This window comes from Litchfieldia stipae, from assembly GCF_014837155.1.
In the GTDB taxonomy this organism is placed as follows: domain Bacteria; phylum Bacillota; class Bacilli; order Bacillales; family Bacillaceae_L; genus Litchfieldia.
The window spans coordinates 84,180-97,251 of record NZ_JACYHA010000002.1; the positions used below are offsets into that span (position 1 = coordinate 84,180).

Annotated in this window: 9 protein-coding genes; 2 read left to right on the top strand and 7 right to left on the bottom strand. The window is 33.7% G+C overall.

Annotation, left to right across the window (positions count from 1 at the left end; translation table 11 throughout):
* Nucleotides 1-102: 102 nt before the first annotated feature.
* The 4 genes from F7888_RS02640 to F7888_RS02655 form a co-directional block, all read right to left on the bottom strand.
* On the bottom strand, nt 103-2,940 hold the full coding sequence (locus F7888_RS02640; RefSeq protein ID WP_191776951.1) for a bifunctional diguanylate cyclase/phosphodiesterase: 2,838 nt from the start codon (nt 2,938-2,940) through the stop codon (nt 103-105).
* 154 nt (nt 2,941-3,094) lie between these two features.
* The gene (locus tag F7888_RS02645) at nt 3,095-3,811 is read right to left on the bottom strand and encodes a glucosaminidase domain-containing protein (protein ID WP_191776953.1); all 717 of its coding nucleotides are present in this window, start codon (nt 3,809-3,811) and stop codon (nt 3,095-3,097) included.
* A 226-nt stretch (nt 3,812-4,037) separates the two neighbouring features.
* The gene (htpG, locus tag F7888_RS02650; protein ID WP_191776955.1) at nt 4,038-5,897 is read right to left on the bottom strand and encodes a molecular chaperone HtpG; all 1,860 of its coding nucleotides are present in this window, start codon (nt 5,895-5,897) and stop codon (nt 4,038-4,040) included.
* 153 nt (nt 5,898-6,050) lie between these two features.
* Nucleotides 6,051-8,987, bottom strand: coding sequence for an EAL domain-containing protein (locus tag F7888_RS02655; RefSeq protein WP_191776957.1), 2,937 nt, complete (start codon nt 8,985-8,987; stop codon nt 6,051-6,053).
* 220 nt (nt 8,988-9,207) lie between these two features.
* On the opposite strand from F7888_RS02655, the gene F7888_RS02660 reads away from it, so the two are divergent.
* Both F7888_RS02660 and F7888_RS02665 read left to right on the top strand, forming a co-directional pair.
* Nucleotides 9,208-9,723 (top strand): MarR family winged helix-turn-helix transcriptional regulator, encoded by a 516-nt coding sequence (locus tag F7888_RS02660; protein WP_191776959.1) that lies wholly within the window; start codon nt 9,208-9,210, stop codon nt 9,721-9,723.
* Nucleotides 9,724-9,850: 127 nt separating this feature from the next.
* Complete coding sequence (locus F7888_RS02665) at nt 9,851-10,372, top strand: hypothetical protein (RefSeq protein WP_191776961.1); 522 nt, start codon at nt 9,851-9,853, stop codon at nt 10,370-10,372.
* Here the strand turns inward: F7888_RS02665 and F7888_RS02670 are convergent.
* From F7888_RS02670 to F7888_RS02680, 3 genes are read right to left on the bottom strand one after another with little or no spacing between them, the layout of a single operon-like run.
* Nucleotides 10,358-11,785, bottom strand: a complete 1,428-nt coding sequence (locus F7888_RS02670; RefSeq protein ID WP_191776963.1) for a PAS domain S-box protein — start codon at nt 11,783-11,785, stop codon at nt 10,358-10,360. The two genes, F7888_RS02665 and F7888_RS02670, sit on opposite strands and share 15 nt — an antisense overlap.
* A 44-nt stretch (nt 11,786-11,829) precedes the next feature.
* Nucleotides 11,830-12,306, bottom strand: a complete 477-nt coding sequence (gene ybaK, locus F7888_RS02675) for a Cys-tRNA(Pro) deacylase (protein ID WP_191776965.1) — start codon at nt 12,304-12,306, stop codon at nt 11,830-11,832.
* A gap of 21 nt (nt 12,307-12,327) precedes the next feature.
* On the bottom strand, nt 12,328-13,038 hold the full coding sequence (locus F7888_RS02680) for a polysaccharide deacetylase family protein (RefSeq protein WP_191776967.1): 711 nt from the start codon (nt 13,036-13,038) through the stop codon (nt 12,328-12,330).
* Nucleotides 13,039-13,072 lie beyond the last annotated feature (34 nt).

The following is a 13,072-nucleotide window of genomic DNA, read 5'->3' on the forward strand; positions in this document are numbered from 1 at the left end:
ATGAATATAGTAAAATATAGATATCAGATATACAAGTAAAAGGAATATTCATCCAATCATAAATAAAAAAATGACGTGTTAAAGCCATTTATGGCATACACGTCATTCATTGTTACTATTACTTAACTGAGTCCATTGTTCTAGCCAATTTTTCTTTTGCTCAAGCAACTTTTCAATTTCAGATACGGGAACAGGCTTACAAAAATAGAAGCCCTGTAGTTCATCTATGTCATGATTTAAAAGGAATGTAGTCTGGTCTTTCGTTTCTACACCTTCACCGACAACCTTTAAATGTAATGATTTTGCCATATGAAGAATGGCTTCAATGACAACAACTAGTTTTTCATCTTCATTTATTTTCGCGATGAACGAACGATCTAATTTAATTGTATCAATTGGTAATTGAGTAAGCTGCCATAGGCTGCTATATTCCTTTCCGAAATCATCAATGGAGATATGAATACCTAGGGACTTACACTTTTCCAAGTTGGTAATGACCCGCTCGTCATTAGAAATAAAGCGTTCTGTAATTTCGAACTCAAGACATTCTGGAGGTAGACCAGTTTCCATTAATATCATATCTAGATTGTCACAAAAATGTTTGTCATGCAATAGCTGATTTATTGATAAATTAACTGAAATCTTATTTAGACCAAGACCTCTATCCTGCCAATCCTTAAGTTGTCTACAAGCCTCCTTAGTTACCCATCTACCGATTGAATTGATCTGCCCAGTTTCCTCTGCAATTGGTATGAAGACATCTGGGCTAGATTTCGGCCAACGAAGTAGAGCTTCAACACTTTTAATTAATCCTGTTTTTGCATCTATTCTAGGTTGATAATGAAGTGTGAATTCTTTATTAATAATAGCTTCTTCTATTTGTTGTTCCAACATTATACGATCATTATAGCTTTTGCCTATTTTCTCAGAGAATAGTATCCAACTTTTTTTTCCTGTTTGTTTGACATAATAAAGTGCAATATCAGAGCTTTTCTTAAGTGTGTATTCATCAAGTCCATGCTCGGGGTACATAGCAATTCCTATACTTAAGTCAACCTTAAAGGAATAATTTGACGTTTCCATGCATTTACCCATATCAGTTAAGAGCATTTGTGCTACACCTTTAATGTCCTCTTTTGTGATATCTGGGCAAATAATTCCAACTTCATCTCCACCCAGTCGGCAAATGATAAATCGGTCTGGTAAGATCTCTTTAAGTCGTTTGGAAACTTTGACTAAAACCTCATCTCCGACATCATGTCCAAAGGTATCATTAATATGCTTAAAATTATCAATATCTAGCGTTATTATGGCAAATGAGTCCTCTTGTTTTACTTCATTAAATGTTTCAGTTAGTTTCTGTTTGAACAGTCTTCTATTCCCCAAACCAGTCAAATCATCATGAAGTGCAAGATAATTTGCTCGCTCCTCTGCTTTTTTTCGTTCGGTTACATCTCTAGCACTGATAAGAAGGGCTTGCTTATCTTCAAAATTGATCATTTTTCCTGACATAGCGATCGTTAATTCTCGTCCATCTGGAGTGATTACTCTCCGATCTAAAAGTGGCAAATCTGTACCATGAAAAAGCTTCTGATTCCTTTCTAGTGTAATTCCTCTATCATTGGGATGAATTAAATCTATCCAATTAATACCGTTAATTTGTTCAAGACTTTCTGCACCTAAAAGCTCTAATGCCTTCGGATTACAATAAAGAATGTCATTCTCATCTAATAATAAAAATGGTTCAGGAGATGCTTCGATTAAAGTTCTGTAACGTTCCTCACTAGCTTGTAAGCTTCTTACCATACTATTTCGTTCTGTTATATCTCTAAACATGGCAACCGCGATTATTTTGCCTTTATTGACAGGGCAGTATGAGGCTAAAAAATCGAGAACTCTTCCATCCTTTGTTACTCTTTTTACTTCTTCATTTTTAATTTCTGTTCCATTCATCATCTCTTTAATAAAGTTCTCAAAGTCTGGTATTTCACCTGGCAAGAACATTTGTTCTGTGAACTTGTGTTTTATTTCATCCAAAGTATATCCCATGATTTTTGTAAAAGTAGGATTTACATTAATAATCCCATCTTCGGCAAATAACAATATTGCATCAGAGGAATTATTCCAAACGAGCTCTAGCTGCTCTTTTATCTCTTCCTTTTCTATCTCTATGCTCTTAGTTTTTGATATATTTTTTGCTATACCATATAAACCATCAATTTTACCGTTCATTATAATCGGAATGACTTTTAGTTCAAGATGAATAATATCTCCATATCGGTCATAGATACTTGTTTCAAATTCTACTGATTCACCATGAATCGCTTTATGAAAGAATTCAATGGTTTTGGTTACTTCTTCTTTCAATAATAGGTGTACAAATGATTTACCAAATAACTCATCATTGGAATAGCCAACAATTTCCTCGGCTGCTTTATTTAAATGTCTAAATCGACCTTGTAGATCCAACTCATACACGGCATCCAAATTGTATTCGATAAGTGAGTTAATTCTTAATTGATCCTTCAAAAGCTGTTCTTGAGTTTTTATGTATTGATGTTCCTTTTGACTTCTTTTAGTAATATCCCTTACGATCGAAAATAGGAGCGTTGTTTCTTCAGTATGAAGGAACACTGGATTGATAATTGTTTCACCAATTAATTCACCTGTGATAATAGGGGTTGAAAGCTCGAAAGTTAATGATCTTTTAGTTAAGATCGCTTTTTTTAAGTATGAATATAATAAATCTGCGTAAATAGGATCTAATACCTCTGTGATTTCTTTACCGTAGATATCGTCTTCTAAACTAAAGCTATAAATGGCTGATTGATTAGCAAAAAAATATGTAAATGAATCATTATTTTTGTCATACTTGAAAATAAAGATAAAGTCACTTATAGAATTAAGAATCTTCCTATATACGCTGACTAATTCATCCAATTTCTTCACCTCCAGGAAATGAATGATATACCCGCACTTATTCTTTTATACTACCCTTTTTTTCTGAGTTAAACCCTATTTTGGAAATAGTAAGTGAGTATCTTATATGTATAAAAAAGAACCCAGGATAGATCTATCCTAGGGCAGTACTTAATTAACTATGGATATCACTTTTAACGGTATTCATAATATCTACAATATTTTGAACCCAATAATCATTTAATCCAGTTTGATCATTATCTGCATTTGATGGAGCATATTTCTTTTGAATTTCTTCTATAGTTTCTGTACCATTTTCTAGATAACGTAATTTAAGATAAGCAGCTTTGAAATAGATACTATCCTCGATCGATTGAAACTTTTGCCACTTCGTTCCACCATCAACTGTAGAACCACAGCCAGGATTTGGATACGATTCCCCAAAAATCTCTTCATAGTTATCAGGCATACAAGTCATTCCACCTACATTATTCCAAGGAGCTCCCATTAATAATGAGTCACCCCATCCAGTTTCTTGTGCAGCTAGAGCAGCGAGAAATATTGGATCTATTTCATGCTCTTTTCCTGCGTGTACAAATTCTTGACCTAAACCTTTTAAATCTCCCTTTAATTGTTCGTCAAGCATTTTACCGGATAATTGAATCGTTTCATTCTCAGACTTTATATTATAATCGGCTGTCGCGGGTTCACCCGTCAACATTTTCTTTATTTCAATGATTTCTCTTTTTTCCATTTCTATTAATTTGTATGGCTGGACTTGCACTTGCTCAGTATATGTTAAGTTTGAAAATCCTGTATTAATTAGTAAGACAAACATTAAGCCACATATAAATAGAAAGGAAAGAGAGGTTAGATTTGTTCTATTGTTCATTTCCTCAGCTCCTATTCTGATTCTTACTTGCGGCTCTAATCTTAGCAAAGAAGTATGACAAAAAGATTACAACTTATATAAAATGGTACAATATACCTTGGGATTGCTTGGAGAATCGCTTCATACCAAACTCTACTAAGATTATTTGCTTGTGTAATTACATTATATTACCACTAGTTAAATACGAAAAAAGCCCCTCTACAAGAGTAGAAAGGGCTGGTTTGAATCAAACCATAACTTTACATATGTCATTTGTAAATTCAACTGGATCTTGAATTGGTAAACCTTCGATAAGAAGTGCTTGATTATACAATAGCTTTGTATATAGCTCTACTTTACCTTTATCATTGGCAAAGGCATCTTGTAATGAGTGGAATACTTCATGGTTTTTATTGATTTCTAGCACTTTATCTGCTTTAATATTTTGATTATCTGGCATGGCTGCAAGAATCTTTTCCATTTCAATGGAGATTTCTCCTTCAGTTGCCAAGCAGACTGGGTGTGATTTCAATCTCTTTGAAACTCTTACGTCTTTCACTTTATCAGCTAATATATTCTTCATGAAATCAAATAGCTCTTTGTTTACATTATCACTAGTTACTGTTTCTTCATTGCTTTCTTCTCCATCGATTCCTAAATCACCACTAGAGATTGATTTGAACTCTTTTTCCTTGTAGGACATTAACATTTTGATAGCAAATTCATCTATATCTTCCGTGAAATAGAGAATCTCATATCCCTTCTCAGTCACAAATTCTGCTTGTGGCAGTTTCTCTATACGTTCAATCGATTCACCTGAGCCATAATAAATGTACTTTTGATCCTCAGGCATTCTTGAAACGTATTCATCTAGTGTAACAAGCTTCTTTTCTTGTGATGAATAGAACATGATAAGATCCTGTAACACTTCTTTATTTGAACCGAATTCACTATAGACTCCATACTTTAACTGACGCCCGAATGATTGGAAGAATTCTTCATATTTTTCTCTTTCATTTTTCAGCAGATTTAATAATTCACTTTTGATTTTTTTACTGATATTTTTAGCAATTAGCTTCAATTGGCGGTCATGCTGAAGCATTTCTCTTGATATATTAAGAGATAAATCCTCAGAATCAACCATCCCTTTCACAAAGCTGAAATGATCAGGGAGTAAATCTGCACATTTATCCATAATTAATACACCATTTGAATAAAGCTCTAAGCCTTTTTCAAATTCCTTTGAATAAAAATCAAATGGAATCTTTTCAGGGATATATAAGATGGCGTTATACCTAATTGTGCCATCAACACTAATATGAATAGCTTTGAGAGGCTTATCAAATCCATATCGTTTTTCTGTATAGAAGTTCTCGTAATCTTCATCAGTAAGTTCACTTTTATTCTTCTTCCAGATAGGAACCATACTATTGATGATCTGCTCTTCTCCTTTTTCTGCTTCTTCATTTTCAAGATTTACGTCCATTTTAATTGGATAGCGTATGAAATCAGAGTATTTCTTAATTATCGATTTTAATCGATATTCTTCTAAAAATTCATCATAGCTCTCATCTTCTGTATTTTCTTTTATTTTTAAGATGATTTCAGTCCCTATTGACTCTTTTTCAATCGGCTCTATTGTATATCCATCAGCACCCTCGGATTCCCATCTGTAAGCCTGGTCACTACCAAAGGCTTTACTAATTACAGTTACAACATCTGCAACCATAAATGCAGCATAGAATCCTACTCCGAACTGACCAATGATGTCATAGCCATCCTTTATTTCGTTTTCCTTCTTAAATGCTAATGAACCACTTTTAGCAATTGTACCAAGATTGGTTTCTAGTTCTTCTTTATTCATCCCAATACCAGTATCGATAATCTTTAAAGTTCGTGTTTCTTTGTTTGGAACCACTTTTATGTAGAACTGCTCTTTGTTGAAATCTAATGAATCATCAGTTAATGATTTGTAATAGAATTTGTCAATCGCATCACTTGCATTGGAAATTAATTCTCGTAGGAATACCTCTTTGTGTGTATAAATTGAATGAATCATCATGTCCAGTAGTCGTTTAGACTCTGCTTTAAATTGTTGTTTTGACATATAAACTCTCCTTTCCATACTTATTAGCACTCTATCTAAATGAGTGCTAATTCAATATAATTTTAAACCATATACCATTATGCTTGTCAATAGTTTGAACTGGTGCAAGTATAAAAAAAGCATCTCAAAAGGGTACCTTTCAAGATGCTGTTATTAAGATTTTAGATAATTAAGCCTATCTTCTTGCAGGATGCTAGAGTCTGGAAGAAGTGGATTTTCGTTTATTTGAAGAAGTAGTTTATTAAACTCTAATGACAAACGGTCTTGTTCGGCTTGATTTAAGATGAATTCAAAGCCATATTCATAGACCCCATCTAGCTCAAATTTCCAAGCATTCCTACCAATAAACTCAACCTTCTTCCCTAGGATCAATGTTTTAAATTTGATAATCATATCACTTCTTACAGGCAGATTAATGTTTGTGACATATTTTATCCCACCAACCCCCATATCTTCTATAATCGCCTTTGATGAGCCTAGTGTTACATCCTTATTTTTAAATTTAATAATTGTCATCTTAGCCGTTAAAGGATAATCAAGCTTCAGTCGGTAGTATTTTCTTCGATCCTCAAAGGCCTCTGTCAGTACATTTTCTTGATAAGGATGAATCACTTCTTGTTTGAGTAATGATTCATATAGTGTCGCTGAAACTGGCTTACTGTAAATATATCCTTGAATCTGATGACAGTTGTGCTGAAATAGGAATTTTAATTGTTCCTGTGTTTCTACTCCCTCAGCAACAATATTAATACCAACTTCATTAGATAAAGAAACTAAGCTTTTCACAATGGCATCATTCATTGATTGAATCGTAATACCATCGATAAAGCTTTTATCGATTTTCAGTGTATCAATGTCTAAATCTTTAAGATAGGATAATGAAGAATAGCCAGTACCAAAATCATCTAATGCAATTTTTACACCTAATGCTTTTAATTCTTTTATAATATTTTTAGTAGCTTCAGTATTTTTTATAATCGTTTGCTCTGTTAATTCTAATTCAATTAAGCTTGGATCTATGCCCGCTTCCTGAATGGTTTCCTGAACGGTTCTAACAAAACCAGTCTTAAGTAAACGCTTTGGAGAGACATTTACAGAAACGGGAACGACTGGGAGACCTTGCTTCTGCCATCTTCCAAGTGACTCACAGACTTCTTTTAACACCCAGTCACCCATATTGAAGATAAATCCGTTTTCCTCTGCTAACGGAATAAATTCCCCCGGTGAAACAATTCCCCACTCTGGGTGATTCCATCTAATAAGTGCCTCAGCACCAACAATTTTGGACGTCTTCGTATTCACTTTTGGTTGAAAATTAAGATAGAGCTCTTCGTTCATTAAGGATTTTCTTAAATCTCTCTCTAAATGGTAGAGCTTAAAGGATTCTACGTTCATTGAAGGAGAAAATATTTGCCAATCGTTTCTTCCAGATTCTTTCGCTTTGTATAGTGCGGCTAGGGCATTTCTTAAAAGTGTTTTTGAATCTTGTCCATCTAGTGGATACATGCTGATTCCAATGCTTGATGTTATAAACAGTTCAAAATCATCAATATTAAATGGCTCTTCAATAACACTAATCAGCTCATTTGCAAGCTTGATCGCATCTCTTAACCCTAACATGTGATTAAAAATGATTGAAAACTCGTCACCACCGATACGAGCAAAGAATGTATGTGTATCTAAGTAGTCTTTCATTCGCTCTGAAAAACAAACGAGCAGCTTGTCTCCAATCTCATGTCCTAACGTATCATTAATATATTTGAAACGGTCTAAGTTCAAATATAATACGGCAAATTTTTCGTCGGTTTTAGAACTATCATTGATGAGCTCATCGATTCTTCGTTCAAAAAATCTTCTGTTTGGTAATTTAGTCAGGAAATCATGATCCGCTAAAAAAGCAAGGGATTCTGTATACTTTACTTTTTCAGTAGTGTCTCTAATGATTCCATCAAGTCGTATAATCTTCCCTGAATGGTCTAAATAGGGAATTGTTTGACCTTCAATCCACTTGATGTTTCCGTTTCCATCAAATATCCGGTATTGAATTTGAATTTCCTGCCCATTTATTAATTTTTCGTACTCTTTTTCTATCATTTCGATATCGTCTGGAAATATCACTTTTTTCCAGAGTTCGGGCTCTGCTTCGATCTTATCCCTACTTATCCCTAATACTGATTCTATTCCCTGAGAACAAAAGGTTATTTTATGTTCTATGAAATCATAAGACCAAATTCCAACAGACAACCGGTCTGATACTGATTTGAAGCGTTCTTCACTTTCATTTAATTTATCTTCTAAGTCTGCTTGATCAGTAATATCCTGAAGTGTTCCAAATATTCGACTCACTTCTCCTTCTTCATCGAGAATCGGATTCGTCCTCACAAATAGTACACGTTCCTGCCCATCATCTCGAGTAATACGATGAACAAAATCCAGCGGTTTCTTTTCCTTCTTGATTTTCTGGAAATTATCACGATAGATTTTCTTATCTAATGAATGTACATATGTGAGAACATTGTCCCAATTTAACGAAAACCCTTCCTTTTGCACACCCATAATTTCATACATTTGGTGACTCCAATACGTTTTGTTGGAGTGGATATCATATTCCCAAATGCCAACGTTTATCATTCTTTGAGAATCCTCTAGTTGATCATTTACACGAATTAACTCGTCTTTAAAGGTATTAATTGAGCTCATATCTTTACAAATAACAAAGATGTATTTTGTAGTTGGAATGAAAGTTATTTGAAGAGGAATTTCATTGCCTAATTTATGCTGTAGAATTATCTCAAATGAAGTCTTTTCTCCTTTTAAACATTTCTGAAAGTGCTGATGAACTAGCTCAGGATTTGAAGACTGAAAAAAAATAGTTGCGAATTTTACAATGTCTCTCTGTTTATAGCCAAACAAAGAAGTAAACTTTTGATTAAATGAGAGTATATTCTCTTCATCATCAGTGATAAAAATTGCTTCTGGATTCTCTCTATAAAGCGGGTGGAATTCTTCAATTATTTCGTGTTGCTCTCCCATTTTGACCCTATTCGTAAATAGATTTAATAATCCCAACCTTTTTCCCCTTAATTTCATTGAAAAATTCACCTCCACAACTTAAACATGATTGTCTTTTTAAAGTCTTTTTTTATCATTTATATAAATTTCTAATTTTCATCATGATTATATTATCTAAGTATATGAAGTATTTGTCAAAATATAGCGTATTATGTAGAAAAATATGGGTATTAAAAAGAGTATTGGTGGCTGTTGAGGTCATACTAAGTGTACATACCAATAAATGGAGGGAAATCTTATGAGTTCTTCGAAAGAATGGTTTGCTAAAAGCTATGAAGTGTATGCTTATATACGTGGGCTTAACTTTGTAATTGAAGAGGACATTAGACAGTCGTTAAAAAGCTTAAAGCTTACATTTTCCGCCTTTCGAATTCTCTGGATACTCTATTTTGATTCCAAAGAGTCAATTACGATGACAGATTTAAAGTACCTCGTACAAATGAATATCTCGAATGTATTTCGACAGCTGACAAAGTTAAAAGAGGAAGGCTTAGTGGAGATTTATAATGGAGAAGATGCTCGAACTAAACATATCTCTCTTACCGAATCAGGGAGGGTTCAGGTGTTGGTTTTTTTGAACGCACATCTTGATCATTCAAATTTGGAAATCATTAAGAAGGTAAAAGAAATTCCAGAGAGTGATTATGAGAAATTTATCGAAGTCGCAAGGTTCTTAAGTTCTGACTTAGTTGGGCCAACTTTTACAAACTGGGCAAAAGAGTCAACAAACAAGATTGTCGAGCTTGAAAAATAATTGCCATATATGAATAATTTGCAATCGCAAATAATTCATATATGATTGTGTAATAATATGACTACATTACTCATGTTTGAGTGCTTCGTTACTTTGAAGCGTTCCAGAAAGGTGTTGAGAGGTAGTCATGACTCCAGAATTAATTATTAAGTTAATTCTATTTGTTCCTTGGATTTCTCTGTTATTTATGAAAAAGGCAATACTTAAGCGATATACTCCGATTGCAACTTTTGCAGCTTTATTAGTCACACTCTATTTCGAACTGAGTTATACACAAAACTGGATCATACAAGAAGTTAAAATTACAGACGATCTTATTACGTTTGTCCCTTTCACCTTTGGTGTTTTTATCATAGGTACGATATGGATATATGCTTTAACTTACGGTAGATTTTGGTTATATGTTATCTTCAATGTAGTGATTGATGGATTTTTTGCTTTCATCTTTCAAAAATTTCTTCTAGTTCCTCAAGGAATATTTATTGAGGAAAAGCATGGCAGTATTGAAACCTTTATCTCGTTTCAAATTATGTCAATTATCTTATACATTTATCAAAGCTGGATTGACGAAGCCCTTTTTAAAAAAGAAATAACAAATAAAAACAAAGGACTAGCTGAACGTTTACGCTACATCTTAATTGAAAGATAACGGTAACGTTACGTTAACACTAGTACCTTGCCCTACTTTACTTTCAAAGTGAATCGATCCTTTATGATGTTCGATAATCCGGTAGCAGGTCATTAAGCCAAGTCCTGTCCCTTTTTCTTTTGTTGAATAAAAGGGTTCACCTATCTTGGACAAACGTTCACTCGGTATACCAATGCCTTCATCAACAATTTTTATAGATAGAGTTTGTTCATCATAAGAAATCACCACATCTATTTTGCCTTTTTCATTGGAAGCATCTAGAGCATTTTGAAGGATGTTAATAAAAACCTGCTTTAAGGAGCTACTGTCACCTAAAATAATACCATCTCTTATTGGTTTTTGATTAATGCAATTAATTACTTTATTCTCAAGCATTGCTTGAGGATTTATAAGTTGAATCACCTGTGAAATCAATTGATCAACAGAGATGAATTCCTTCTTCTCACTATGTGGCTTTGCGATGGAAAGAAATTCTGCAATGATTCCTTCAATTCGTTCAATCTCATCTAATACTATTTTTGTATATTCCTTATTTAATTCAGCACCAGCATGGGCAACTTGCATGAAGCCCTTTATTGGGGTTAAAGGATTCCTAATTTCATGAGCAACTGCAGCTGCCATTTGTCCAACAACCGCTAGCTTTTCTGATTTTCTTAATAATTCATTGGTTTCTATTCTTTGTTGGATATCCCTTGAAACAGAAATAAGCCTAGTTTGTGTCTCTTCTTTATTATATACAGATTTAATTGTACTTTCTATCCAAATAAACGTCCCATCTTTTTTCTTCATTCGGTATGTTGAGATAATAGCAGGTTTATCTTTTAGGACCATTTCATGAACATCTCTAACCTCTTTTTGATCATCAGGATGGATAAATTCATAGGGAAGCTTTCCTATTAGTTCATCCGCTTCATATCCTAATGTTAATTTTATTGAAGGAGAAACATATAAGTATGTACCATCTACCTCGTGCAGATTGATCATATCAGAGGAGTTCTCTGCTAATAATCGATATTTCTCTTCACTTCTTTTTACATTTTCTTCGATTTCTACTTTCTCAGTTAAGTCATATACTTGGCCAAGAATATATCTTTCGTTACATGCCTCATCTTGAATCATAGAAACTATTAGTCGGCCAACCTTTATATTGCCATTTTTATGATAATATTTTTTCACCATTTCATATTCAGCGATTTGGCCATTTAATAGCTGTTGTAAGAGTTCCCAGTCCCTTTCGAAATCCTCTGCATTCGAGAAATCCTGTAGAGTGACTGAGTCAAGCTCACTTTTAGTGTAGCCAAGGAATGTAGTAAACGCATGGTTAATTTCAACGCATTTCAAATCTACGGTACTAATTAGTTGAGGCAATTTTGATTGGAAAAAAATATTTTTAAACAGATTGGAATTTAGCATGTTACCTCCGAAACGGTCTTACCATTATATAGTTTGATAATACATTATTTAGTAATAAGTGCAAAATGAGCTTTCGTTAACTTAAGTAAGTCTTGAGGTTTAAGTTCTATTTGTACGCCAATAGATCCCCCACTAATGATGATACTCTCTTTCTCGTCTCCACTTGAATCTATGTACGTAGGATATGCTTTTTTCATTCCGATAGGCGAACATCCACCTCGTATATATCCTGAGACTTTTTGAATATCTTTAACAGGGATCATTTCTATTTTCTTTTCACCTGTAGCTTTTGCAGCCTTCTTTAAGTCTAATTCTGCTTCAACAGGAATCACGAAGACATAATAGGAGTTACTTGTCCCTTGTGACAGTAATGTTTTATAGACGATGTTCAAGTCTCGATTTATTTTGGCAGCAGCTGATAGTCCATCGATTTTTCCATCAGTAGTAGAATATGTTAACATCGTATATTCAATTTTTTCTTTATCCAAAATTCGCATTGCATTTGTTTTATTGTGCTTCAATTGGGTCCATCTCCTATTAAATTAGTCCTTAGCTGCTAATTTTTTTAACTCATCTACCGTGACAAATGAATAGCCTTCATTTAAAAGTGTTTCTATGATTCCTTTAATAGCCTCTAGCTCTTCACCTGTTTGATCATACATTGGATGCATTAATATGATTGAACCAGGTGTTATTTGATCACTGACATATTGAACCATTTCAGATGAGGAAGAGAAATAGGAATCTGGTTCTAGGTTCCACATAATAGTTTCCTTTTCTTGTTTTGATAGATAATAAGGTAATCCAAAAAGTTTCTTTCCGTTAGGCGGTCTAAAAACAATCTCATTCATATATCCCGCGTCTTTTATTAACTGATCTGTTTTTGTAATCTCAGTATCGATGAATTCAAGCGATTTGAAAATCATACGTTCGTGTGAATACGTGTGGTTACCAACTTGATGGCCAGCCTGTACAATCTGTTTCACTTCCTCGGGGTTTTCTTCTATATCTGAGCCAATTAGAAAAAACGTTGCTTTTATTTTATAGTGAGCTAGCATATCTAATATTTCATCAGTTTGTTTTGTGGGACCATCATCAAAAGTTAATGCTACCACCTTTTCGTCGGTTTCTACCTGGTAGGTTAGTCCACCGAATAATTGAAAGGTTCTAGCGTTCATTAATTTATAAGTACAAAAGAGTAGTAGGATAAGCATAAACAAAACGAATCCTATGGCAAGGTATTTCTTTTTCATTCAATAGCAACTCCTAGAATGTTTGTTTACACCA